General features: G+C 72.6%; 21 protein-coding genes and 1 pseudogene. 7 read left to right on the forward strand and 15 right to left on the reverse strand.

Features of this window, described 5'->3' with window-relative positions:
* Nucleotides 1–30: 30 nt before the first annotated feature.
* The 3 genes and pseudogenes from AB0C38_RS24695 to AB0C38_RS24705 form a co-directional block, all read right to left on the reverse strand.
* On the reverse strand, nucleotides 31–1515 hold the full coding sequence (locus tag AB0C38_RS24695) for a glycosyltransferase family 39 protein (RefSeq protein WP_360677325.1): 1485 nt from the start codon (nucleotides 1513–1515) through the stop codon (nucleotides 31–33).
* The gene (locus AB0C38_RS24700) at nucleotides 1499–2215 is read right to left on the reverse strand and encodes a TetR/AcrR family transcriptional regulator (protein ID WP_360677327.1); all 717 of its coding nucleotides are present in this window, start codon (nucleotides 2213–2215) and stop codon (nucleotides 1499–1501) included. Before AB0C38_RS24700 ends, AB0C38_RS24695 begins: the two co-directional genes overlap by 17 nt.
* Before the next feature lie 54 nt (nucleotides 2216–2269).
* Nucleotides 2270–2649 (reverse strand): annotated as a pseudogene (locus AB0C38_RS24705) (aldo/keto reductase); the annotation flags it as partial.
* Between AB0C38_RS24705 and AB0C38_RS24710 the strand changes: the two are divergent.
* A complete protein-coding gene (locus AB0C38_RS24710) occupies nucleotides 2623–3048 on the forward strand; it encodes a helix-turn-helix domain-containing protein (protein ID WP_360677329.1) in 426 nt (141 codons plus the stop codon). The pseudogene AB0C38_RS24705 and the gene AB0C38_RS24710 sit on opposite strands and share 27 nt — an antisense overlap.
* Here the strand turns inward: AB0C38_RS24710 and AB0C38_RS24715 are convergent.
* The gene (locus AB0C38_RS24715; RefSeq protein ID WP_360677331.1) at nucleotides 3045–3722 is read right to left on the reverse strand and encodes a TetR/AcrR family transcriptional regulator C-terminal domain-containing protein; all 678 of its coding nucleotides are present in this window, start codon (nucleotides 3720–3722) and stop codon (nucleotides 3045–3047) included. The two genes, AB0C38_RS24710 and AB0C38_RS24715, sit on opposite strands and share 4 nt — an antisense overlap.
* 80 nt (nucleotides 3723–3802) lie before the next feature.
* On the opposite strand from AB0C38_RS24715, the gene AB0C38_RS24720 reads away from it, so the two are divergent.
* Both AB0C38_RS24720 and AB0C38_RS24725 read left to right on the forward strand, forming a co-directional pair.
* The gene (locus AB0C38_RS24720; protein ID WP_360677333.1) at nucleotides 3803–4921 is read left to right on the forward strand and encodes an NAD(P)/FAD-dependent oxidoreductase; all 1119 of its coding nucleotides are present in this window, start codon (nucleotides 3803–3805) and stop codon (nucleotides 4919–4921) included.
* Nucleotides 4922–5045: 124 nt separating this feature from the next.
* A complete protein-coding gene (locus AB0C38_RS24725) occupies nucleotides 5046–5522 on the forward strand; it encodes an SRPBCC family protein (RefSeq protein WP_360677335.1) in 477 nt (158 codons plus the stop codon).
* Between the two features lie 92 nt (nucleotides 5523–5614).
* On the opposite strand, the gene AB0C38_RS24730 is transcribed toward AB0C38_RS24725, so the two are convergent.
* Complete coding sequence (locus AB0C38_RS24730; protein WP_360677337.1) at nucleotides 5615–8674, reverse strand: tetratricopeptide repeat protein; 3060 nt, start codon at nucleotides 8672–8674, stop codon at nucleotides 5615–5617.
* A gap of 78 nt (nucleotides 8675–8752) precedes the next feature.
* Here AB0C38_RS24730 and AB0C38_RS24735 point away from each other — a divergent pair, with 78 nt between their 5' ends.
* Complete coding sequence (locus tag AB0C38_RS24735; protein WP_360677339.1) at nucleotides 8753–9361, forward strand: methyltransferase domain-containing protein; 609 nt, start codon at nucleotides 8753–8755, stop codon at nucleotides 9359–9361.
* 18 nt (nucleotides 9362–9379) lie between these two features.
* On the opposite strand, the gene AB0C38_RS24740 is transcribed toward AB0C38_RS24735, so the two are convergent.
* Both AB0C38_RS24740 and AB0C38_RS24745 read right to left on the reverse strand, forming a co-directional pair.
* Nucleotides 9380–10582 carry an MFS transporter gene (locus tag AB0C38_RS24740; RefSeq protein WP_360677341.1) on the reverse strand — a complete coding sequence of 401 codons (1203 nt, stop codon included), beginning with the start codon at nucleotides 10580–10582 and terminating at the stop codon, nucleotides 9380–9382.
* A gap of 109 nt (nucleotides 10583–10691) precedes the next feature.
* A complete protein-coding gene (locus tag AB0C38_RS24745) occupies nucleotides 10692–11765 on the reverse strand; it encodes an alkene reductase (RefSeq protein WP_360677343.1) in 1074 nt (357 codons plus the stop codon).
* 112 nt (nucleotides 11766–11877) lie between these two features.
* On the opposite strand from AB0C38_RS24745, the gene AB0C38_RS24750 reads away from it, so the two are divergent.
* Nucleotides 11878–12249, forward strand: coding sequence for a MerR family transcriptional regulator (locus AB0C38_RS24750; protein WP_360677345.1), 372 nt, complete (start codon nucleotides 11878–11880; stop codon nucleotides 12247–12249).
* 8 nt (nucleotides 12250–12257) lie between these two features.
* Here the strand turns inward: AB0C38_RS24750 and AB0C38_RS24755 are convergent, their stop codons facing one another.
* A complete protein-coding gene (locus AB0C38_RS24755) occupies nucleotides 12258–14204 on the reverse strand; it encodes a potassium transporter Kup (protein WP_360677347.1) in 1947 nt (648 codons plus the stop codon).
* 60 nt (nucleotides 14205–14264) lie between these two features.
* The gene (locus tag AB0C38_RS24760) at nucleotides 14265–15152 is read right to left on the reverse strand and encodes an alpha/beta hydrolase (protein ID WP_360677349.1); all 888 of its coding nucleotides are present in this window, start codon (nucleotides 15150–15152) and stop codon (nucleotides 14265–14267) included.
* A gap of 95 nt (nucleotides 15153–15247) precedes the next feature.
* Between AB0C38_RS24760 and AB0C38_RS24765 the strand changes: the two genes are divergently transcribed.
* A complete protein-coding gene (locus AB0C38_RS24765) occupies nucleotides 15248–15703 on the forward strand; it encodes a MarR family transcriptional regulator (RefSeq protein ID WP_360677351.1) in 456 nt (151 codons plus the stop codon).
* On the opposite strand, the gene AB0C38_RS24770 is transcribed toward AB0C38_RS24765, so the two are convergent.
* Nucleotides 15700–16491 carry an FHA domain-containing protein gene (locus AB0C38_RS24770; RefSeq protein ID WP_360677353.1) on the reverse strand — a complete coding sequence of 264 codons (792 nt, stop codon included), beginning with the start codon at nucleotides 16489–16491 and terminating at the stop codon, nucleotides 15700–15702. The two genes, AB0C38_RS24765 and AB0C38_RS24770, sit on opposite strands and share 4 nt — an antisense overlap.
* A 72-nt stretch (nucleotides 16492–16563) precedes the next feature.
* Nucleotides 16564–18258 carry a serine/threonine-protein kinase gene (locus tag AB0C38_RS24775; RefSeq protein ID WP_360677355.1) on the reverse strand — a complete coding sequence of 565 codons (1695 nt, stop codon included), beginning with the start codon at nucleotides 18256–18258 and terminating at the stop codon, nucleotides 16564–16566.
* 347 nt (nucleotides 18259–18605) lie between these two features.
* Here AB0C38_RS24775 and AB0C38_RS24780 point away from each other — a divergent pair, with 347 nt between their 5' ends.
* A complete protein-coding gene (locus AB0C38_RS24780) occupies nucleotides 18606–19025 on the forward strand; it encodes a hypothetical protein (protein WP_360677357.1) in 420 nt (139 codons plus the stop codon).
* Between the two features lie 9 nt (nucleotides 19026–19034).
* Here the strand turns inward: AB0C38_RS24780 and AB0C38_RS24785 are convergent, their stop codons facing one another.
* Genes AB0C38_RS24785 through AB0C38_RS24800 form a run of 4 tightly spaced genes read right to left on the reverse strand, consistent with a single transcriptional unit; the run spans nucleotide 19035 to nucleotide 24487 of the window.
* A complete protein-coding gene (locus AB0C38_RS24785; protein WP_360677359.1) occupies nucleotides 19035–20303 on the reverse strand; it encodes a protein kinase in 1269 nt (422 codons plus the stop codon).
* A 10-nt stretch (nucleotides 20304–20313) separates the two neighbouring features.
* Nucleotides 20314–22401, reverse strand: a complete 2088-nt coding sequence (locus tag AB0C38_RS24790) for a transglutaminaseTgpA domain-containing protein (RefSeq protein ID WP_360677361.1) — start codon at nucleotides 22399–22401, stop codon at nucleotides 20314–20316.
* A complete protein-coding gene (locus AB0C38_RS24795) occupies nucleotides 22398–23525 on the reverse strand; it encodes a DUF58 domain-containing protein (RefSeq protein ID WP_360677363.1) in 1128 nt (375 codons plus the stop codon). The genes AB0C38_RS24790 and AB0C38_RS24795 overlap by 4 nt, the downstream gene beginning before the upstream one ends.
* Entirely contained in the window at nucleotides 23522–24487 is a 966-nt protein-coding gene (locus AB0C38_RS24800) for a MoxR family ATPase (protein WP_360677365.1), read from the reverse strand. The genes AB0C38_RS24795 and AB0C38_RS24800 overlap by 4 nt, the downstream gene beginning before the upstream one ends.
* Between the last annotated feature and the right edge of the window lie 3 nt (nucleotides 24488–24490).

Genomic DNA, 24490 nt, shown 5'->3' on the forward strand with positions numbered 1-24490 from the left:
CGTTCCTTGGTGTCGGGCCAGCCGGCCCGCTCAGCTCAGGTGCGCCAGCCCGGGCCAGAGCTGCGCCCAGCTGCCGTGTGGCTGCCCGCACAGGTAGATGGCCGCGCCCTGCCGAGTTTCCTCGTTCGACAGGCCGTCGGGCAGGGTGAGCGGAGCGATCTCGGTCACCTGCGACCAGAACCGGTGCAGGTAGGCGGCGTCGAACTCGCCGACGCACAACACGGTGGCGGCGCTGCCCGGGGGCGGACCCCAGAACCCGTAGGCGTTGTGGGCGCTGCTCACCGGATTGCGCAGGCCCTCGGCCGGGCCGAGGATGGTCAGCGCCCCGGCCTCGCCGTAGTTGCTGGTGAAGATCGTCGTGTCCGCCGGATACCGGTCCGCGACCGAGACGATCTGCCGCACATAGCCGGTCCAGCCGTAGGTTTCCATCGCCGGGCTGCCCGAGCCGATCGCGACGCTGTTCGCGACCTTCGGGGGCAGGACGGGCAGCCCGACCACGATCGCGAACGCGCCGGTGAGGCCGATGGCGATCGGCCACGCGCGCCGGCCGTCCCGGCTGTTCGCCGCTTCGACCCGCACCGCGCCGGCCGCGAACAGGCCGGGCAACGCCGGGGCCGCGTAGTAGGCCTTGCCGGACGTGACGGCGATGAACGCGACCGCGGTGATGCCGACCACCAGCAGCCATCGGTGCGGTCGTCCGGCTTCGGTGCACAACCGGCGCACGCCGATCACCCCGAGGACGAGCAGGGGCGGGCCGGTCAGCAGGAGCAGCAGTTCGGGAACCTGGGTGAGGGCGCTGCCCTGCCGTCCCGACAGGACGGCGGCCATCCTGACGGCCGGCCACGGCCAGCCATAAGAAGCGTTCCACAGGATGTTCGGCAGGGCGATCAGCGCCGCCAGCACGCCGGCCAGCCAGGGCCCGGGCGCGCGCAGGACGTCTCGCCTGGTGATGACCAGGCCGAGCGCGATGCCGACGAGCAGTGCGGCGATGGTGTGCTTGTTCTCCAGGCCCAGCCCGGCGAGCAGGCCGGCGAGCAGCCAGGCCGGGGTCGTGCCCAGCCGCAGCGCCCGGGCGGTCGCGACCGTCACGGCGAGCCAGCACACCTGGTCGACGACGGTGGTGCCGAACAGCGCCGAAGCGCCCACGAACACCGGGCAGGCCGCCACGGCGGCGGCCGAGATCAGCTGGGCACGCCGCCGCCCGCCGAGTTCGGCGGCGAGTTTCGCCGCCAGCAGGACGCAACCGGCCACGGCGGCGATGGCCAGGACGCGCAGCGGCAGCACACCGCCGGGCAGCGCGGCGGCCAGTCGCGCCAGCGCCGGTGTCAGCGGCGGCTGGTCGACGTAGCCCCAGGCCGGGTGGCGTCCGGTGATCACGTAGTAGAACTCGTCGCGGTGCCAGCCGTAGCGGGCGGCCACGGCCAGGTGGATCACCGCGATCACGCCGGCGACCAGCAGCACCGGCCGCCACGTCACGCGGGTGCCACCGGGCGCGGCCTCAAGCGTCCGAGTCATCGTCATTTCCCCCAGGAGATGGTTGCGGCGGCAGGAAAGCGGCCAGCAACAGGTGGCGCACGGTGCGCCGGCAATCGTCGTCTCCGAGCATCGACGAGTCCGGGTCGCCGTGGCGGTGCCAGGCGAACCAGGCGATGGTCTCGACGACGAACCGGGCCGACGTCGGCACGTCCGGGACCGGGCGCAGGTGCCCGGACTTGATGCGCCGCCGCAGGTAGTCGCCCAGCTGGTCCAGCAGGACGCGCCGGCCGCGCACGAAGTGCAGCTCGGCGAGCTCCGGGATGTCCCGCGCGCAGCTCTCGACCAGCGCGAGCAGCTCCTGGTGGCCCTCGATGTACCCGTACAGCTCGTCGACGATCCCGCCGAGCTCCTCGGCCACCGGCTTGGTGCGCCGGCCCAGCGCGCCGGCCAGTGCCGGGAATCCGGCCGGCCGCGGGTCGATCCCGGCGATCCCCGCCTGGCCCGGATTCGCGACCGGAATGGTCAGCCCGGCCAGGGTCTCGGGTTCGGCCAGGTGCAGGAAGGCCAGGTACAGCAAGGCTTCCTTGCTGTCCACATAGGTGTAGAGGGCACCGTGGCTCAAGCCGAGCACCCCGGCCACATCGGAGATCCCGGCCGCCTTGTAGCCCTTGCCGGTGAACACCCGCGCCGCCGCCGTCGCGATCTCGCTCAACGGCCGGGGCCGCACTCGTCCGCGCATGAGAGGAGTATTGACCGACTCAGTCAGTCAGTCAAGTGGTCGACCTCATTCCGCGGGCGAGTAGAGCAGGTCCGCGCAGCCGCCGTCGGTTTCGGAGCGGGCGGTCGACTTCGCGTCGTCCCAGCCCCGGGCCGGCCGGCCGCGGGCCAGGGGGCTCCAGATGATCGTGCCGACGCCTTCGTCGAGGCACAGCGGGATCATCTCGCGTTCTTCCTCGCGGGCGAGCAGGTTGTAGTGTCCTGCATGGACACGAACCGGGCCCAGCCGTGCTGCTTCCGCAGGTGCAGCGCCTTGGCGAACTCCCAGGCGAACATCGACGACGCGCCCAGGTAGCGCACCTTGCCCGGCTTCACCAGATCGCTGAGCGCTTCGAGGGTCTCCTCCAGCGGGGTCGCGTGGTCGTTGCGGTGCACCTGGTAGAGGTCGATGTAGTCGTGCCGCTGAGCGAGGTCGCGAAACGCGCCGGCGTCGGCGCCGGAACGCTCTACCGCCACTTCCCCACCAGGGAAGACCTGATCCTCGCGGCCTACGAGCACGACATCGAACGCCTGACCACGACCGCCGACGAAGTGCTCGCGCGTCATTCATCCGCGAAGGCCGCGTTCGTCGAGTGGTTCGAGACCCTGGCGGCCTACATCCGCATCAAGCACGGCCTCGGTGACGCGTTGCACAGCGCCGAGGGCACGATCGCCGCGGGCCACGATCCGGCGGACATCATCATGCTGATGAGCTTTCTGTGGCGAGTGGCGAACAACGACGAAGGCGCCGCACAGGCCCGGCGCCTGATCGCCGCCGTGTTCTTCGGTCTCCAGCAGGCGCCACGGCCGGTCTAGCGCAGGGCGGCGATCCCGGTCAGGAAGATGTCGACGCCGGCGAGGAACTGCTCGCGATCGTCGTGCTCGCGCAGCTTCGTCGCCGCCGCGTGCACGAACGGGTATCGGGCCGGGTCCACCTGCGCCCACTGCGCGGCGGCGTTGTCCAGGAAGGACGCTCGGTCCGTCTCGGCGTCGGCGAGGTACCGGGCGTTCGCGGCGTTCTGCACGGCGACGCCGAGGACGTAGTTCATAAGCGTGCCGGCCGCGTCGAAGCGCGCCCGCTCGGGGACGGCGAGGGCGTCCAGCAGCCGGGCGATGCTCTCGTAGAAGTCCAGCAGCGCGGGCCGCCACGGTTGCCGGGACAGCTCGGCCCCGACCCACGGGTGCGCGTCGATCGCGTCGAACAGGCCCAGGGCGAGGCGGCGCAGGGTGTCGCGCGGGTCCGTCTCGGTGACCGCGCCGGCCAGGACGCGGGTGATGATGTCGTCGGTGGCGGCCGCGAGCAGGTCGCTCTTGTCCGCGACGTGGTGGTAGATCGCGCCGTAGCCGGTGCTCAGGCGAATGGTGAGCGCGCGCAGGGTCAGCGCGCTTTCGCCGCCACTGTCCAGCAGGTCGGTCGCGGTCTGGATGATCAGCTCCCGGGACAGGCTGTCCGTGCGCCGCTGAGCGCGCGTCGCAGGTTTCTTCGCCATGGTCGTCATCATCGCATGAGTGGAGCGCCGCTCCAAACTCGTGCTAGCTTGATTGGAGCGACGATCCAATCGGAGGAACCATGACGACACCGGTCACGATCATCGGAGCAGGCCTGGGCGGCTTGATGCTGGCCCGTGTGCTGCACGTCCACGGCGTCGCGTCCACGGTCTACGAGGCGGAGTCCTCCCCCGCGGCGCGCACGCAGGGCGGGCTGCTCGACATCCGCGACTACAACGGCCAGCCGGCGCTGGAAACAGCGGGCCTGACCGAGGAGTTCCGCCGGCTCGTCCTCGACGGACGCCAGGCGATGCGGCTCCTGGACCGGGACGGGAACCTCCTGCTCGACGTGCCCGACGACGGCACGGGCGGCAACCCCGAGGTGCAGCGCGGCGAACTGCGGCAGCTGCTGCTCGGCTCGCTCCCCGACGGCACCGTCCGGTGGGGCCACCAGGCCGGCGGCGTCCGCGCTCTCGGCGACGGCCGCCACGAGGTCACCTTCGCCGACGGCACCACCGCCACCACGAGCCTGCTCGTCGGCGCGGACGGCGCCTGGTCGCGGGTCCGGCCGCTGCTTTCCGGTGCGACACCCGAGTACACCGGCATCTCGTTCGTCGAGACCCACCTGTTCGACGGCGACCACCGGCACCCCACCAGCGCGAAAACCGTCGGCGGCGGCGCGATGATGGTGCTCGAGCCGGGAAAGGGGATCCTGGCCCACCGGGAGCGCGGCGGGAACCTCCACACGTGGGTGATGCTCGCCAGGACGCGGGACTGGTTGGCGGGCATCGACTTCACCGATCCGGCCGCGGCCACCGCCCGGATCGTGCGGGAGTTCGACGGCTGGGCACCGGAGCTCACCGCACTGGTCACCGAGGGCGAGACCGCACCGGTCCTGCGCACGATCCACACCCTGCCCGCCGAGCACCGGTGGGACCGGACGCCGGGGGTGACCCTGCTCGGCGACGCGGCCCACCTCACGGCCCCCAACGGCGAAGGCGCCAACCTGGCCATGTACGACGGCGCCGAGCTGGGCCAGGCGATCGCCGCCCACCCCGGCGACATCGAAACCGCGCTCGCCGAGTACGAGCAGGCGATGTTCACGCGCAGCGCCGCAGCTGCCGCCGACGCCCCCGACCTCTACTTGATGCTGGGTGAAGGCACGCCCCACACCCTGATCGACGCCTTCACCGGCAGCTGATCCGCGTCGCGGTCGTCTCCACATCCGGGCCCGCCGTTTACCCGCGAGTCCGGCGGGTAGCCGAACAGTGGCCGTGCACTGCGAGTGCGGTAACCCGACATCAACGAGAAGGAGCGACCGCGGCATGAGCACGATCACCAAGTCCGTCGACGTCGAAGCCGACGTGAGCACCGTTTACAACCAGTGGACGCAGTTCGCCGACTTCCCCCGCTTCATGGAGGGCGTCGACCGGATCGAGCAGGTGGACAACACCCACACCCACTGGACCATCAGCGTGGCCGGCGTCACCAAGCAGTTCGACGCCACGATCACCGAGCAGAACCGCGACGAGCGCGTCGCCTGGAAGTCCGACTCCGGCCCGACCCACGCCGGTGTCGTGACCGTGCACCGCCTCGACGACTCCCACACGCGGGTCACCGTCCAGATGGACATCGACCCCGAGGGCTTCGTGGAGAAGGCCGCCGACAAGCTCGGCATCCTCGACCACCGGGTCCAGGGCGACCTCGACCGGTTCAAGAAGTTCATCGAGGTCCGCGACGGCCACGAGACCGGTGCGTGGCGCGGCGACGTCGACCGTCCCGGCCAGCACACCGCGAACTAGCACGAACCTCGTTACCGAACGGCCGGTTTTCCTCCGTGAGGACCGGCCGTTCGGCCTGGGCTGACCAGTCCACCGTCCACAGAGGCCGGTGCTCACCTGTCGGGCAAGGCGGAATCATCCGGACGCCGGTCGAGTTCGCCGTCCAGCAGAAGCTGCTCGCGAAGGTGCCGCGTCGCGTAGCCCGATGGGTCCTGGTGCGCGAGTTCGCGCCAGATACCCACCACCTCCCGTCTGAGAGCGAGCACTTCGTCCTCCGGCAGATCCTGCCCGTGCCTCAGGATGATTCCGAGGTTGCCGAGGGTGTTGGCGAGGCGGTCGCGGTAGTCGCGGTTCTGTGCCTGTTCGCCGGCGAGCTGCCGCCAGATCTCCACGGCGTTCCGGTAGGCGACGACTGCCTGCCGGTAGTGGCCGATGCGTGCCAGCACGATCCCGGTCGCGTTGTGGGCGACGGCGAGGTTGTTGCGGTACATCGGGTCGTCCGGATGTTCTTCTGCCAGAAGCCGAAAAGTCCCGATCGCCTGTTCACCGGCAGCGAGGGCCTGGTCCTTCCGCCCGACATCGGCCTGGATGTTCGCGAGGTTCACCAGAGCGCCGGCCAGGCTGCTGCGGGCGTCGGGGTTGCGCGGCTGGTCGTCCGCGAGCCGCCGGAAGAGATCGGCCGCCTTTTCCTGGAAAGGGAGGGCTTGCTCCTTCCGGCCGATCTTGGCCAGAAGCGTTCCGTAGCCGGCGAGGCCGGCGGCGAGGTTGTGGCGGTACTCCGGGTTGTGCGGCTGGTCGTCCACCAGCTGCCGGCAGGTCCCGACCATCTCCTGGCAGACGGTGAGTGCCTGTTCGTGGTGACGCGTCCTGGTCAGCACATCGTGCAGGCTGCCGAGCGTGGCGGCCAGACCGCTGCGGTAGACGGTCTTGCCGGGGCGGTCGCGCACCAGCTGCCGCCGGATCTCGACCGCCTCTTCGTAGGTGGTGATCGCCCGGCCGGGCTCCCCGACGTAGGCCAGGCGATGACCACAACGGGTCAACGCGAGAGCCAGCTGATCCCGGAAGTCGTAGCCCTGCGGGCGATCGGCCACGAGCCGCCGCCAGATTTCGGCTGCCTCGCCCTGGACGGCGAGTGCCTGCTCGGCTTGGCCGACCTCGGCCAGCCGGTCACCGAGACAGATCAGCGCCCGGCCCAGCAGATCACGGTGGAGGGCATCCTCCGGCCGATCGTTCACCAGGCGGCGGCCGATCTCGACAGCCTCCTGGCAGACGGTGAGCGCGTCTCCCCGCCGGTCGGCCTCGGCCAGCTGCCGGCCGAGCGGGACCAGCGTGAAGCCGAGGCTGGCGCTGACGTCGAGGTCGTCCGGATGGTCGTCGACGAGCTGCCGCCAGAGGCCGGCGGCTTCCTCGTAGGGGGCCACGGTCTCCCGCTTCCGGCCGACAGCTTCCAGTCTCGCTCCGAGGTCGGTCAACGCGTCGGCGAGCCGGCGGCGGTGGCCGGGGATCCGCCGCCACGTCCGGACCGCCTCGGCACCGGCCGCGAGTGACTGCTCCGCCTTGCCGACCTCGGACAGCCGGTCGCCGAGCTCGGTCAGTGCGCGGGCCAGGTCGGCGGCCGACCCGGCGGTGCGGGCCCGGACCACCGCGGCTTGGGTGAGGGCGCGGACGACGTGCCGATGCCGGCCGAGGCCGGACAGGTCACGCCGGGCCGGAACGAACTCGGGCGCGGTGGCGTCGATGAGCGTCGCCAGTGCGGCGTCCAGGCGGTCGCTGGTGAGGTCGGCGATGGTGATCGCCACCAGGGCCGGCCACAGCAGCGAAGGGTTGGTGGCGGCGGCGATGACGAACATCGATGCCGCCTCCGGGACGTTGACGCAGGCTCGGGCCAGTGCCACCAGCGCCGCGGCCGCCCCCACCGTGGGCAGTGCGCCGAGCAGGACCGGGTCCTGCCGGAAATGCCGGCTGATGAGGTAGTCGGCGATCAGGTGGGGACGAAGGTCGAGGCGCCCGTCGGGACGGCAGCCGTAGGTTTCCCGCGCCCACCGGGCGCACCGGGCGCACGCGAAGCGAAGAGCCTGGGCGTCGTCACCGGCGAGGTCCGGCACCACGACCAGCATGCTCGCGGCGTCCTGCAGGCTGAGGATGGGCAACAAGGTGAGGACGGCGACGACATCGGTGAGCAGCGCGACTCCGGCCGGGGCGGCGGGGTCGTCGCTCCAGCGTCCCCGTTCCAGGCGCATCAGGTGATCGGCGATCTGCGGCAGCGTGAGCTGGTGCGCGCCGGTCTGGTCGACGACGGCGATCAACGCCCGCGCGTGCAGCAGCAACAGGGTGTCCCCGTCCGCTCCCACGGCGTTGGGGCTCGGCAGGGGGCCGCGGTAGCGGAACTGCCCGGCGTAGGCACGGGTGGCCTCGTCGAACCAGCGGATCCGGTCTCCCTCCAGACCGATCGGCGCCAGCTCCATCGGCTCGTCGGCGAGCAGCAGGCCGACCGTGGCCGGCGGCCGGGCGCGCAGCCGGTCACGCAGAGCCGAGCCGTCACGGGCGATCAGCAGGACACGGACCAGATCCGGGCGTTGCGCGGCTTGCGTGAGGAGCACCTCGACTCCCGCCCAGCGGTCCGCGTCGTCGACGAGGACGAGGGCTTTCTCCCCGCACGCCGCGACCTTCTCGACCAAGCCGTCCAGGCTCAGCGCCCATCCCGCGCACCAGCCCTGCTCGACCATCTCCTCGGCCAGCGCGAGGGCGAGGCGGGTCTTGCCGACCCCGGCCGGGCCGGAGACGATCCGCACCCTGCCGCCTTCCTCGGCACACCAGCCGAGGAGCGCGGCCAGTTCGGCGCGACGGCCCCAAAGCGGCGTAGGGCTGCCCGTGGCCGTCAACGCTTCCAGCACTCGTATCGCACCCATGGCCGTCGGCGGGCGCAGAGCGCCCAGCACCTGCGCGCGAGCGTCGAGCCGCGCGCGGGCTTCGTCCCGGCCGCCGTCGAAGTGGTTCCAGACCTCCAGGCCGACCAGCGTGGTCAGGAACACCGCGCCGAAGACCCACCAGACCACGGCGGGGTTGTCGCCGGTGATCAGGTTCGTCGCGTAGGCCAGCGCGGCGGTCAGCGCCACGCTCGCCCCGGCCCGCCACGTCCGCGACCGCACCCACCCGAACCACGACGGCCTCATGCTCGCCACCGTCGCCGGTAGCCCAGCCACCGTTACAACGACGCCGGGCGAGCCTGATCGTGGACTACCGTGCGGGCCATGGGCACGGACGACTGGCTGGCCGACATCCGAACCTCTTACGACACCATCGCCGACAGCTACGCCGACCAGGTGCGCAACCTGCTGGTCGAGCAGCCGTACCTGCGAGCGGCTCTCGCGATGTTCGCCGACAACGTGCGGACCGCCGGCGGCGGACCGGTGGCGGACGTCGGCTGCGGACCCGGGTACGTCACCGCCCACCTGAACCAGCTCGGGGTCGACGCCTTCGGGGTCGACCTCTCCCCCGGGATGATCGAGGTGGCCCGGCGCGACCACCCCGGCCTGCGGTTCGAGGTGGGCTCGATGACGGACCTGGACCTCCCCGCCGCCTCGGTGACCGGCCTGCTCGCCTGGTGGTCGCTGATCCACATCCCCGACGACGAGGTGCCGGCGGTCTTCGGGCACTTCCACCGGGTCCTGCGGCCGGGCGGCCCGCTGCAGCTCGGATTCCACGTCGGCGACGAGTCACCGTCGGAGACGGACCACCGCCGGCAGCCGGAGCAGGTGGTGACTTGGCTGCAGGACGCCGGATTCGACGTCGAGGCCCAACTGCTGCTGACCCCGAGCAGGAAACCGGGAGCGGTTCTCTTCGCCCGCCACGAATCTTGACGGCGTCGCCCCCGGCCGTCAGGGATCCGGGCCGGCGCGCCGCGGTCGCGGTATCCACCTCCACAACGCCCCGGCCGCCGCGAAACCGACCAGGCCGCTCGCCGTGATCCCGGCACCGAGGCCGGCCAGCGCGGTCACCGCGGACAGGATCAGGGGCCCGACCCCGCCGCCGATGTCCGCGAGCTCGTTCCAGATCCCGATGTGCGTCGGCCGCCCCACGCGCGGAGACACGTCGGCGCCGAGCGTCATCACGATGCCCGCGCCGATGCCGTTGCCGAACCCCATCACCATGGCCGCCACCGCCAGCGAAACCGCCCCGCCCGCGAACGGCATGACGACGAACGACACACCCAGCACGAGCGTCGCGGGCACCGCCACCCACCGCCGCCCGTAGCGGTCCATGACCTTCCCGGCCGGGTAGAACGTCAGCGCGTCGATCGCGCCGGCGACGCCGTAGATGATCGAGCTGGTCGTCGGCGACAGCCCGAGGTGCGCCGCCCACAGCGGCACCACCGTCTGGCGGGTCTGCCGGATCGCCGACAGCAGCAGGATTCCGACGCCCAGCGTCGCGTACACCCGCCACCGCTGCCGGAGCATCCCCCGCGTCGTGACGGCGGACGCGGCCACCCGGTCGTCGGCGGTGACCTCCAGGTCGGGCACCCGGAACACCAGGGCGGCCGCGGCCACGATCGCGGCCAGGCTCACGTAGTACGCGCCCGGCAGCCCGGCGAACTGCATCGCCGCGGCCCCGGCGAACGGTCCGAGGAACACGCCCACGCGCATGCTCCCGCCCAGCGTCGACAACGCCCTGGCGCGCATGTGCAGCGGGACGATCTCGGTCAGGTACGACTGGCGGGCCAGGCTGTAGACCGCGCTCGCCGCGCCGATCAGCAGGACCCCGCAGCCGTAGAGCAGCAGCGACCACGGCCCGCGGCCCAGGTCGGCCAGGCAGGTCAGGACGCCGGCGACCATGACGGCCGCCGCCAGGAGCATCGTCCGGCGTTCGCCGACCCGGGTCGCGAGCATCCCGGCCGGGATGTTCGCGGCCAGCGACCCGACGCCGAGCAGCGCGGCGATCAGCGCGGCCGTCGGGGTGCTGGCCCCGCGGTCGATCGCACTCAACGCGATGACCGGCAGCACGGCCCCCTCGGACAGCCCGAACAGTGCTGCCGGCCCGTACGCCGCCGCGGCGACCGAGCGCAGGCGAAAGTCTTCAACCATCGCCGCCATCATGCGTGGCCGACGCGGGCCGCCGGCGACCGGAGTGATCAATGTCGCGTCGCGGATTCCTCCGCTGACCAGGGCATTTCGGACTCGAAGTCCGAAGCCGTCAGGCCGTGTGCTGGTACGCCGGATAGGTCACGTAGCCGGCGTCGCCGCCCTGGTAGTACGTCGCTTCGTCGACGGGCGCGAGCGGGACTCCCGTGCGCAGGCGCTCCACGAGGTCGGGGTTGGCGATGAACGCGCGGCCGAAGCCGATGAGGTCCGCGCCGAGCCCGAGCCAGTGGTCGGCCTCGGTGCGGCCGGTCTGCTTCGGCCCCATCGGGAGGGTCGGGTTGACGACGAGCGTTCCCGGCCAGACCCGGCGCAGGTCCAGCAGCAGCTCTTCGTCCGCCGTGGCCTCGAGGTGGACGTAGGCGAGGTCGAGGCCGACCAGCTCGCGCAGCAGCGCCGCGTACAGCTCGGGGACGTCGGACTCCTCGACGCCCCAGAACGTGCCGCCCGGGGAGAGCCGGATGCCGGTCCGGGCCCCGCCGACGGCCGCTGCCGTCGCCGCGGTCGCCTCGACGGCGAACCGGATCCGGTTGGCCACCGAGCCGCCGTAGCCGTCCGTGCGCAGGTTCGCGTTCGAGGACAGGAACTGCGAGATCAGGTAACCGTTGGCGCCGTGCAGTTCCACCCCGTCGAAGCCGGCCTCGACGGCACGCCGGGCGGCGTCGGCGTAGGACTGCGCGTGCTCCGGGATCTCGGCGGTGTCCAGGGCGCGGGGCACCGGCGCGGGCTGGGGCCCGGTCGGGGTGAACACGTCACCGACCGCGGGCACCGCCGACGGGCCGACCGGCTGGACGCCGGTGGTTTCGGGGTGCGAAACCCGGCCGCCGTGCATGATCTGCGCGAAGACGCGCCCGCCGTTGGCGTGCACCGCGGCCGTCACCGGACGCCACGCGGCGACCTGCTCGTCGGTGTGCAGGCCCGGCGTCCCGGGGTTCGACTGCCCGACCAGGCTGGGCTGCACCCCTTCGGTGACGATCAGCCCGGCCGTCGCGCGCTGGGCGTAGTAGGTCGCCATCGACGGCGTCGCCAGACCGCCCGCGGCGGCGCGGACCCGGGTCATCGGGGCCATCACCACGCGGTTGGGCAGGACCAGGCCGCCGACTTCGTGGCGGTCGAAGAGGGATGTCACGTCAGGCTCCTTCGTCAGTGGTGCGCCCGCGCCGGGCGCACCACCCACGCTAAAATCTGACATCAGTGTCAGAGGAAAGCCTTCGTGGCACGGGTCACAACGGGAGGTCGGCGTGCGGATCGGCGAACTGGCGGCGCGGACCGGAGCGAGCGTCCGGTCCCTGCGCTACTACGAGGAGCAAGGCCTGCTGACCAGCACCCGCAGCACCAGCGGGCAACGGCACTACACCGCCGCCGAGACCGAGCGCGTCGGCTTCATCCAGCGCATGTTCGCCGCCGGCCTCACCAGCCGCACCATCGCCGAGCTGCTCCCCTGCGTCGACTCCCCCGGCGAAGACACCTCCGACGCGGCCCGGGAACGGATGCTGCAGGAACGCGACCGCCTGACCGGGCACATCGCCGAGCTGATCCGCACCCGCGACTCCCTCGACGAGCTCATCGCCGTCAACCGCGCCCACCGCGCCACCCTGCAAGCGGCGCGCTGAGCACCGGCCTACACCTCGATGTGGGAGCCCATCACGACGGTGCGGTCGCGAGGCAGCGCGAACTGTTCGGCCGCGTCCGCGGTGATGTACGACGTCGCGATGAACAGCCGCTTGCGCCAGCCCGCCATGGTCGGCGCCTTCCCCAGCTGCAGCTCGATCTTCGACAGGAAGTAGGACGCGTCGTCCACCTGCAGCCTGCCCTCCGTCTCCGCCGGCTCGAGGGACCGCAGCGCGGCGGGGACGTCCGGGCGCTCCAGGTAGCCGAACCGGGCGCTGACGTGGGTGATGCCGTCGTGGGCGTGGCCGAGGTCGTCGACGACGGTGCGCTGGTCCTCGGGCACCCGGGGCACCGGCTCCGTCTCGATCGAGACGATCACGACGTGCTCGTGCCGGACGTGGTTGTGTTCGGCGTTGGCCCGCATGGCCAGCGGCGCGGTCACCTTGCCGCGGTTGAGGAAGACGGCCGTCCCGGGCACGCGCTGCGTCACGGGCTTGTCGTTCTCCAGGTCGTCGATGAACTCCCGCAGTGAGCCCTCGTGCTCTTCACGCTGCGCGGTGACGATCTGCCGGCCCCGCTGCCACGTGATCATGACGGTGAACACGGTGAGCGCGATCAGCAGCGGCAGCCAGGCGCCGTGGATCAGCTTGGTCAGGTTGGCCGCGACGAACAGCAGGTCCACCGACAGCAGCACGGCCGCGCCGACGCCGATCAGCCACTTCGGCGTGCCCCACTTCACGCGCGCGACGTAGAAGAACAGCAGGGTCATGATGGTGATCGTGCCGGTCACCGCCATGCCGAACGCGTAGGCCAGCGCCGCCGAGCTGCGGAACGCGAAAACCAGCGTCAGCACCGAAAACATCAACAGCCAGTTGATCCACGGGACGTAGATCTGGCCGATGTTCGACGCCGACGTGTGGTGGATCCGCAGCCGGGGCAGGTAGCCGAGGCGGGCGGCTTGCGCCGTGACCGAATACGCGCCGGTGATGACCGCCTGGGACGCGATCACGGTCGCCGCGGTGGCCAGCAGGACCAGCGGGAGCCGGGCCCAGCCGGGCACGAGCAGGAAGAACGGGCTGCTGACGTTGGCCGGGTCCTTCAGGATGAGCGCGCCCTGCCCGAGGTAGCTGAGCACGCAGGCCGGCAGCACCAGGAACAGCCAGCCCCGGGTGATCGCCCGCCGTCCGAAGTGTCCCATGTCGGCGTAGAGCGCCTCGGCGCCGGTGACGGCCAGCACGATCGCGGCCAGCGCGAAGAACGCGATTCCGAAGTGGCCGGCCAGGAAACCCAGCGCGTAGGTCGGCAGCAGTGCCTTCAGGATCTCCGGGTGGCCGGCGATCCCGCCGATGCCGAACACGCCGATCGTGGCGAACCAGAGGATCATCACCGGCCCGAACAGCCGGCCGACCGTCGCGGTTCCCTTGCGCTGCACCAGGAACAGCAGCACGATGATGACCGCGGTGATCGGCACGACCAGGTCGTCGAACGACGGTTCGACGATCTTGAGCCCTTCGATGGCGGACAGCACCGAGATCGCCGGGGTGATCATGCTGTCGCCGAAGAACAGCGAAGCGCCGAAGATGCCCACCCCGGACAGGACGAGCGCGGTCCGGCGGCCACGCTGGCCGCTCCAGCGCCGCAGCTGCGTGATCAGGGCCATGATGCCGCCCTCGCCGTCGTTGTCGGCGCGCATGGCCAGCAGCACGTAGGTGACGGTGACGATGATCATCACCGACCAGAAGATCAGCGACACCACCCCGAACACGTTGTCGGTGCTCACCGGGACGGGATGCGGGTCGCTCGGGCTGAACACCGTCTGCAGGGTGTAGATCGGGCTGGTCCCGATGTCCCCGAACACCACGCCGAGGGCACCGACCACCACGGCGAGCCGCACGGCGTCCCGTCCGCGCGGGCCATGAGCCGCCGGTTCGACGGCCGGCGTGTTCTGTTCAGTCACGGTGTTCCCCTCCGAGCAGGCCGGCCGGACCTCAGTGGACCGGCGCACCTGGGCGGCAGACTACCGACACCGTGGCGAGCCCGCCGCCGCGAGTTCGATGTCCGCGTAGAAGGGAAGCAGGGCCGCCGCGAGCCGGTCGGGGGCCTCCATGGCCACGTAGTGTCCGATCCGGTCGATTCGTACCGCGGTCACGTCGGTGGCGACCTGCCGCAGCGTCGTGGATACCCGGTCCGAGAAGCCCTCCACCGCGAGTACGGGCATGTCCAGCTTCCGGGCCGCGAGCCGGCGAAGTTCTTCGCCCTCCGAGAGCAGGGACCGGTACAGACCGGCGGCGCCGGCGAAGGCGTCGGGCCGCGCGTAGGAGCGGACGAGCTCGTCGATGTCGCGGTCGGTGAACGCGTCGGGGCTCGCGGAGAGGGACGGGATCGCGTAGCCGGTGAGGAACGCGCGCTCGCGTCCGGTGAGGAGCAGCTCCGGGATGCCGGGGGCGGCGAGGACACCGATGTGCCAGGCGCCGCCGTGGGTGACGTCGGCGAGCTGCTCGGCGCCGAACCCCGGCAGGGCGGTCTCGATCCCGGCGTAGCTGCGGACGAGTCCGGGGTGGGTCGCGGCGACGCGGAACGTCGTGGGGCCGCCGATGTCCTGGCCGGTGAGGTGGACGGGGCCGACGTCGAGGCAGGCGATCAGGTCGGCGAGGTCCTTCGCCGCGGTCGCGCTGTCGTGCTCCGGGGTGGCGGTGGCGGAGTCGCCGAACCCGCGCAGGTCGACGGCGAACACCCGGTGGTGCTCGCTCAGCAGGGGGATCAGCTTGTGGAAGACCCACCAGGTCTCCGGGAAGCCGTGCACCAGCAGCACGGGAGACCCGGCGGTGCCGGCGGTCACGTAGTGCAGCTCGGTGCCGTTGACGCGGACGCGGTGGTGGCCGACGCCGGGGATGGTGGCGGTCATGGGGCTCCTCCGGGTTGATGGACAAGTTACTTGTCGAACCTTAGTGGATAGACAAGTGACTTGTCCATCTCGGCGGGTCTCGTATGATCGGCCCCATGGCGCAGTCCAGCGGCGCCGAGCTCGCGCTTCTGCTGCTCGGCGGGTTCCACTCGATGGTCGACGAGGTGAACGTGGAGCTCGCGAAACGCGGCCACGAAGGTGTCCGGCCGGTGCACGAGTTCGCCTTGCGCGCCGTGGACGCGGGTGCGGACACCGCCTCCGAGCTCGGTCGCCGGCTGTCGGTCACCAAGCAGGCCGCCGCGCAGACCATCGCCGTGCTGGAGGGGTTCGGCTACGTCGACCGCGAGCCCGACCCGGGCGACGCGCGCCGCAAGCGCTTGCGGGTCACGCCGCGAGGCCACGAGCTGATGACCGTCGGCGGCGCGCTGTTCGACGACGTGCGCAGCCGCTGGGCGGCCCGGATCGGCGACGAGCAGCTCAAGACGCTGGAAACCCACCTGGCCCGGCTCACCGAGCGCCGCTCGTTCAGCGCCGAGGACCTGCGGGACTAGTCCCAGCCGTCGAGGAGGCTGAGGTCGGCCGGGACCAGGGTCGAGGTGCTCATCAAGGCCTGCACGAGGTTGTGGTTGAGCATGTTGCCGAGCGGCTGGACCAGTTCCTCGCTCGTCAGACCGCGAACGCCGTCCTGGTGCAGGCGCAGCCGGACCGCCGCGAGCACCCGTTCGACGCGACGGTCGTTCCACTCGGCGCCGGGCTGCAGTTCGGCCAGCTCTTCGGCGACCTGCTGCCGGCCGAGCGGCTGGGCGAAGTCCTCCTGGGCGAGGTACCGCTGGCCGAGCACGACGAGCGTCAGCTTCTCGTCCGCGGTCAGCCAGTACTTCTTGGGCGGCTGGGTGACGGCGTCGAACAGCGCCGCCGGGCAGGACCCGTCCGGGCCGATCACGTACACCTCCATCACGTGCTCACGGCCTCGGGTGCCGCGCACGAACAGCGGTGTGTAGCCGGGCACCAGCGGCAGCGGCTCGTGGTCGGGGAACAGCCACTGGTCACCGGGCAGCCGGATGGGCAGCCGGCCGGTGTTGGCGACCTGCCAGCCGCCGTCGCGGTGGCTGATCACCCCGGTCTGCCTGCTGACCCGCAGATCGTCCTCGCCGATGCACAGATCGACCTGCGGCCGGTTGCGGCCGAACCTGAGCTCCCGGCCGGGCGCCGGAAGGACCGTGATGCCCTGCGCCAACGCGAGGACGAAAAGAGAACCGGGAGTCGGGTCGGCCACCCCGCCGCGCAGGTTCTCGTAGTTCCGCACGAGGCCCTGTCCGCTCGCTCGTGTCCCGCCCATCCGTCCTCCTGCTCCCGATCCGTGCCGAGCCGCACCATCGTCCCCCGGCCGGGCGGGACCCCTCCCGGAGTGTCAGCGGGCCAGCCGCTGCGCCACCGTGCCGGCCAACCGCCGAGCCGGTTCGCAAAGCTCGTCAGGCTTCTTCTCACTGTCTTCCACATCGACCAGCACCAGCTCGTAGACCCGCGGGCGGGTGCCTTCGACGTAGCCGCGGTAGGCGATGGCCACCTCGCAGTCGGTGTCGCTGCGCCCCTCGGGAGTGACGCGCGCGGGGTAGTCGCCCAACCGCAGCGGCGTGCTTTCGGGTGAGGCGAAGCTTTCCGCGAGGGTGCGGTCGAAGACGACCTTCGCCACGCCCGACCGATCGGTGAAGCTCCACTCGCATTCCCAGTCGCCGAACGAGCGGACCTCGTTCAGGGGGCCGGGACCGAGTGCGCCGGTCACGGTCCCGGCGTCCAGCAGCGCACAGGCGTTCTTCGTGGCGAGCGACTCGGCCGGGAGCGCCCGGCGGGGAATCCGGCCCGCGTTCAGCGCGATCAGCGCGCTGCTGGTGATCGCCTCGGCCACGCCGCAGAGGTCGACCTTGCCGTCGCCGGTCAGGTCCGCGTCGACGACCACCTGCTGCGCGCCGGGCAGCAGCAGGACGCGGGTGCAGCTGTCGTCCTCGGCGGGCGGGCGCTGGATGCCGATCGCCCCGACGCGTTGCACCGGCGTGGCCGGGTCCTGCTCGTCGACGGCGAACTCCACGTCGACGTCCACGTAGTTCCGCCGGTCCGTGGTCAGGTACACGAGCGCGTCGCAGCGGTTGAAGTTGCCGTAGTCGTGCGACGTCTCGACCGCGCCGTAGCCGGCGAGCGCGTTGGCGTAGGTGAGGGCACAGGGGTCGGCGGTGCGCGGATCCCCCATGATCGACTCCGGCGCGGCCGGGGCCGGAGGCGCCGCCGGGGCGGCGGACGAGGCGCTGTCGCGGACCGTGAACCAGACCACCGCGGAGGTCACCAGCAGGATCGCGGCGACGGCGGCCGCGACCGGCCGCCGGCGTCGCCGGGTCCGCCGGTTCGCCAGGGCCGCGAACTCCTGCCGGGCGTCCTCGGCCGTGGGGCGCGAACCGGGGTCACGCTGCGTGAGACGAGCCAGTAGGCCCTGCAGCGGGGCGAAGTGGGCGTCCTCGGCGGGAGAATCGCCTTCGGCGGCGGTGCGGAGCGTCATGCCCAGCGAAAACACGTCCGACTCCGACGTCGCCCGGTGGCCACGCTGGACTTCGGGTGCTTCGAATCCCGGTGTTCCTCCGCCGGTTTTCGGATCTTCTGTCCGGGTTTCACTGGCCCAGGTGGCGATGCCGAAATCGGTGAGCTTGGCGATGCGGTCCCTGGTCACCAGGATGTTCGCCGGAGTGACGTCGCGATGCGTCATGTTCCGGTCGTGCAGGTGCGCCAGCGCGGCGGCGATCTGCTCGCCGATCGCGGCGACCTCCCGGGCCGGCAACGGACCGTCTTCGTCGCGGATCTGGCTCAGGCTGCGGGACGGCAGGTATTCCATCACCAGGCAGGCCCGGCCCGCGTCGTCCTGGACCAGGTCGTAGGCGGCGATCACGTTCGGATGGGCGAGTCTGGCGCCGGCCAGGCCCTCGCCGGCCTGGGCACCGACTTTGAGCGCGACCAGCCGGCGCAAGGTGGTGTCGGTGGCCAGCCACACGACCCCCATGCCGCCCTGCCCGATCTGCTGTTCCAGGCGGTAACGGCCGGAAACCAGATCACCACGATCCATTCCGCGAACATAGCGGCCGAATGACCGGACGGAGAAAGCGACCCGCATTCCCGGAATTGCCGGCGCGCAATCGGCACGGGACCGGTCCCGCGGTCACTGGCTAATCTCGCGCCATGCACGGACCGAACCACGGCGACGGCGCTGGAAGAGCCGGGACGCCGAGCCGATGACGCCCCGCCGGCCCCGGCGCCTCGTCGAGCACCTCCGCCAGCGAGGCCACCACGCGGCGTTCCGGATCGAGGCGCCGCTGTGGGACGCACCCCGGCGGCGGGAGCTGGAACGGCTGCTCGACGCCGTGGCCGGGTGCAGGTGCTGCTCATCCGCTCCGACCCGTCGGTGAGGTGGGCGTGACAGCGTGCCTGAGAGCCGGCCTGCGGGTCGCCGAAGCGGCTTCACTGGCGAGATCCGGCGACCTCGCGGCCGCTGCGGCCGTGCTGGCCGACGCCGAAGCGGCGGAGCACGCCCGCCCCGCGGAGCTCGACCTGCTGGCGCGGATCCACGCCCAACGCGGTGATTTCGAGAAAGCCGACCTGTGCTGGGCGCGCATCCAGGCCACCGACCCCGAGCACGCCGGCGCGGCCGACGGCCGGGCCCTGATCGCGGCGATCCGCGCGCGGCGCCGTCGAGCGCGACCCTTGCTGCGACCGGTGGCCGGCTTGATAGTCGTGGCGAGCCTCCTCGTCGCGACGGCGTCGGGCTCCGACGGTCCCGCGCGATCCACACCACCGGAGGACGTCAGCGGTTGCGACGGCTCGGCACCGCGCTAGGAGCGGCACTCACCGGGTGCACACCGCACCCCGGATCGAGCGGGACAGGCTCGTGTAGATGGTCCGGCCGTCGGTGGCCCGGACCTCGAAGCAGTACCGCCGCAGCGGGTCGACCGTGACGGTCTTCGCGTGCAGCCGGTGCGCGAGGACCGTGTGGTTCGGTTCGCCTTCCGGGGCCACGACCACCGCGTAGTCGACCTCGGTCAGCTCGCCGGTCCAGCTGAGGGTGACCTCGGTGCCGTGGTCCGCGGGCTCGGCCAGCACCAGTTCGGTGCCCGCCGCGGGCACCGTCCGCGTCGGCGGCGCCGGCGGTGGTACCGCGGTCGTGGCGGGATCGTCCTGGCCGCCGACGAGCCAAGCCGCTCCGGCCGCGGCCACGCACACCGCCGCCGCACCGCCGAGAACGACGTTGCGGCGACGCCGTTTCAGGGGCGCGGACACCGGGGCCGGCGAGCTGCCGGTCGCCGGGAAGCCGATGCTGCGGTCCACCCCGGCGGGAGCCGGAAGCATCTCCGCGAACCGTTCGGCGACCCAGGCGGCGTCCGGCGGCCGGTGCTCGGGCTTCGGCGCGAGCAACCGCCCCACCACGGTGGACACGATGACCGGGACCCCGGGCTCGTCGATGGCGGGGACCGGGGTCCGCAACAGCCGCAGCAGCCGCTCCCCCGCCGGTTCGCCCAGCGGCCCGGGCAGCGGGGGCCGGCCGGTGAGCGCGCGGTGCAGGAGCGCACCGAGACCGTAGAGATCCGTGCGCTCGTCGAGGGTTTCGTCCCGCACCGTCTCCGGCGCCAGGTACTCCGGCTCGCTCGCGGTGTCGCGCGGGAAGGCTTGCCGCAGCGCGACGCCGAAGTCGGCGAGCACCGGTTCGCCGGAGGGCCGGAACAACACGTTCGCCGGGTGCACTCGACCGTGCACCACCCCGGCCGCGTGCGCGCCGGCCAGCGCGGTCGCCAGCACGTGCCCGAGCACGACGGCGTCCTCGGGCGTGAGCCGGCGTTCGTCGGCGATCAGCGCGGCGAGCGACTGGGCGCAGAGCTCCATCCGGACCGCGTGCCGTCCGTCGGGCCGCTGCTCGACACCGTCGATCGGCAGCACCGAAGGCAGTTCGGCCAGCCGGGCGCGGTCGGCTTCCACCGCGGCCAGCGTCGCGCGGTCGAACCGGGCCGGGAAGACCTTGAGGGCGATCGGGACATCGTCGAAAACCCCGGCGTAGACCGTCGCCACCGGGCCGCTGCCGAGCGGCCGGTCCTCGTCGGGCTTCGTCACCACCACGCTCATCGCCCGCACCTCACCGCGTCCCCGTGCCCGGCACGGCCCGCAGGCTCCGCACGTCGAACGCCGCCCGCAGCCGCGCGCGCCAGGGCTCCCCGGCCAGTCCCTTGCCGATCGCCCGGACCGCCGACCACGCCTGCGTGACCGTCCCGTGGTCCGCGCCGTCGCCGGACCACAGCGCGAGGTCGACCTGCCGGGCGAGCCAGGCCAGCGCCTCGGCGACCGAACCATCCACTGTGGACGGTACGAGCCTCGCGAGGTCGCGCACGGTCGCCCCGCGCGGAACAGCGATGCCGTGCGCCCGCAGCACATCCCGGGCCTCCAGCCAGGCCGCGACGACGGCGTCCGCACCGGTCCGCCGGCGCCGGCGCGCGGTCCGCAGCGCGCGCAGTGCCGGGATCGACGCCGCCGACAGCAGCAGGAGCGCGACGAGCCCGAAGCCCACCCACGCCGCCACCACGAGCAGCCGGTTGTCCTCCGGGTCGGACGTCACCGGTACGGCCTCGTCGTCGCCCCCGACCTGGGGGTCGCGCAGCTGCGGCCGGGGCGGAAGCGCCTGGCGTGCCCCGTCGGTCGCCTGCGCCAACCCGCCCGGCACCGCCCCGGTCCCCCGGGTCGCGCTGCCGGTCGGGTCGAGCGGCACCCAGCCGACCCCGGCGACCGCGACCTCCGGCCAGGCGAACGCGTCGCCGTTGTGGACGGTCACCGGGCTCGCCCCCGCCGGGGCGCGGAACCCGACCGCGATCCGCGCCGGGATGCCGACGATCCGGGCCAGCGCGGCATACGCGGCGGCGAACTGCTCACTGGTGCCCGCCCGCGTGCCGAACAGGAACGTGCGCAGCTGCGCCCAGCCGCTCCCGGTCGGCAGCACCGGCCCGACGGCCTGGTGGTAGTGCTCGGCGAGGTAGCGCTCCAGCACCAGCGCGGCGCGGAACGACGGCCGCAGCCCGCCGGTCGCCGTCTTCGCCAGCTCGGCGACCCCGGGCGGCACCTGCCCGACCCCGCCGGCCGGGTGCCCCCCGGCGTCGATCCCGGCGTCGAGCAGGTCGTCCGGGGCGATCGCCGGCTCGCGCCAGCCGAGTTCGTAGCCGACCGTGCCCTGGCGGCCGGGCAGCAGCAGCGTGCCGGTGCGCGGGTCGACCAGCGGCGCGACGCCGGTGACCGTGGCGGGTTCGGCCTGGCTCGGCAGCCACGGGCCGCCGGAGCCGGCCGGCACCGTGATCCGCGCGTGGTAGGTGGCGGCACCGAGCGTCGACCCGAGTCGCAGGTAGTCCGCGCCGTCCCGCCAGGTGACCCCGTCGAAGTCGTCGAGGACCGCCGTCCGCCAGCGGTCGACCGGGGCGGTGCTGGTGTAGCTGAACACCGGCGCGGCCGGGTGGGTCAGCCGGTCCACGACGTCGTCGAGCGGGTCGTCGATCCGCAGCGGGGGCGGCGGCGCGGCCTCGTGGCCGATCGCCAGTGCCGGCCGGGATCCCTGGTCCACGAACGTGATCCCGGCGGCCACCGCCACCGCGAGCAGCGCGGCCGGCACCACCAGCACCAGCCTGCTGCCGCGCCGGCGCGTGAGCGCGAAGAGCGCGCCGGCGACGACGGCGTAGGCCAGGCCGGCCACCGTCGCGGCCGGTCCGGACAGGGCCACGTACGCCTGGCTCAGGCCCGCGACGGCCAGTCCCGGCACCAGCGCCACCGCCGGGCGGCGCAGCAGTTCGACGCCGAGCACCGCGGCGACCAGCACCGCGAGCGGGACGAACAGGACCAGCTCCGCATCCGGGCGCGCCGGCCACGTCGACTGCAGGGTCAGCTGCCAGGAGCGGGTGACGCCGTCGAGCAGGCCGCGCAGCATCGCCGCGTCCGGCAGGCCCGGGCCGAACTCCAGCTCTCCCAGGGCGAGCAGGCCGGCCGCGAGTGCCGGCACCGGCCGCCACGGCCGCAGCGCTTCGAACCGGGCGCAGACCTCGGTGACGGCGAAGCACGCCACCAGCACCACGGCGATCGGGAGCAGCAGCGGCCGGAACCCGAACACCGGCGCGAACAACAGCCCGGGGAGACCGATCGCCAACAGCAGCACGGCCGCGCTGAGCCGCTGTGTCCACTGTGGATTCATCGGGTGAGCTCGTTCCAGCGCCGGGCCGCGTCGGCGGCGTCGGAGACCGCGAGCACGGTCGCCCCGGGGATCCCCGCGAGCGGCGCGGGGTCACCGAAGGAGAAGACGACGAGCGGCGAGTACCGCTCGCGCACCGCGGCCAGCGCGGCGCGGTCGGCGGGGGTGCCGCCCGCGGTGACGACGGCCAGCCCGCCGACCCCGGCTCGGGTCAGTTCTTCGGGCACCAGCGTGGATTCCGCCGACGGCTCGAGCACGCACAGCGCGTCCAGCAGCGGCCGGATCGCCGGGATCCCGCCCGAGGTGTCCAGGTCGAGGCCGCCCGAGGAGACCAGCCGCGTCGGCCGGTCCGCGTGCGCCGCCGAGGTGACCAGCGACGCCGTCAGGTCGACCGCCTCCTCCAGCAGCGGCCCCCGCAGCCGGCTGTCCAGCAGCGCGGTGAACCGCGGCTGGTCGGGGTCGACGTAGTCGCGGACCATGAGCTGCCCGGTCCGGGCGGTCGCTTTCCAGTGCAGGTGCCGGACTTCGTCACCGGGCACGTACTCGCGCACTTCGCGCAGGTCGTGGGAGCCGCGCAGCCGGTCGTCCACCGCGTTGCCCTCGTGGTGGTGGCGCGGCCGGCCACCGCCGGGCGGGTGCAGGACGTGCACGCGCGGGTGCACCCACAGCATCGCGACCTCGCCGGTGCTCAGCCGCCGGTTCCCGAGCCCGAGCGGGTCGTCGCGGTCCAGGGTGAGCGGGCCGACCTGGTGCCTGCCTCGCCGCGCCGTCGGCAGTTCGTAGTGGTGCACGGCTTCGGCGTTCGGCGCGAGCGCGCGGATCCGGACTGTGCGCAGGCCGGACCCGATCCGGTCGCCCGCGCTGAACGCGCCCTGCCGGCGTCCGGTCGGGTTCCGCACCCGCAGCGTCGCGACGGCGGGCCGGCCGCACTCGACGCGGTCCGGGTAGACCTCGCGGCTGACGGCGACGCGGGGCCGCCGCCCGGTCATGACGACCGCGGCCACGAGCGCGCCCGCCCCGGCGCCGGCGATCGCCAGGAAGAACGGGTAACCGGCCCACTGGCCGAAGGCGAAGAGCACCACCGTGCCCGCGAGGACACCGGTGCCGCGCCGGGTCAGCAGGATCATCGGAGCTGCGTCCCCGTGGCCATCGGCGCCGGTGTCGCGTCGAGCACCTCGTCGACGACACCGCCGGCGCGGCGGCCGTTCAGCTCCGCGTCGGCCGTCAGGATCAGCCGGTGCGCGAGCACCGCGTGGGCGACGTCCTTGACGTCGTCGACCGTGACGAACGCGCGGCCGTCGGTCGCGGCGTACCCCTGCGCGGCGCGGATCAGCGCGATGCTGCCGCGCGGGCTGGCGCCGTAGCGCAGCGCGACGTGCGCCCGCGTCGCGGCGGCGAGCCGGGCGGCGTACTCGCAGATCGCGCGGTCGACGTGCACCGCGCGGACCTGCTCGATCGTCTGCCGCAGCGTCGGGATGTCCACCACCGGGGACAGTTCGTCCGGCCCGACGCCCGCGCAGTCGCCCATGATCACCATGACCTCGGACGCGAGATCGGGGTAACCGACGTCCAGGCGCATCAGGAACCGGTCCAGTTGCGCCTCCGGGAGCCGGTAGGTGCCGGCCAGCTCGATCGGGTTCTGCGTGGCGACGACCAGGAACGGCCGCGGCACCTCGTGCCGGACCGCGTCGACGGTGACGGTCCGCTCCGCCATCACCTCGAGCAGCGCCGACTGCGTCTTCGGCGTGCCGCGGTTGATCTCGTCCGCGACGACGACGTTGGCGAACACCCCGCCGGGGTGGAACTCGAAGCGCTCGTCCTTCTGGTGGTAGACCGGCACGCCGGTGATGTCGCCGGGCAGCAGGTCCGGGGTGAACTGGATGCGGTTCCACGAGCCGCCGATACTGCGCGCCAGGCACCGCGCCAGCGTGGTCTTGCCCACGCCGGGCACGTCTTCGAGGAGCAGGTGCCCTTCGGCGAACAGCGCCGCGATCGCCAGCCGCACGACCTCCGGCTTGCCACGCAGGACACTGTGGACGTTCGCCGCGATGCGCTCGTGGACGGCGCCGGGCGGGAGTGCTGAGGTCATCGG

The sequence above is a fragment of the Amycolatopsis sp. NPDC048633 genome (genome assembly GCF_040650695.1).
In the GTDB taxonomy this organism is placed as follows: domain Bacteria; phylum Actinomycetota; class Actinomycetes; order Mycobacteriales; family Pseudonocardiaceae; genus Amycolatopsis.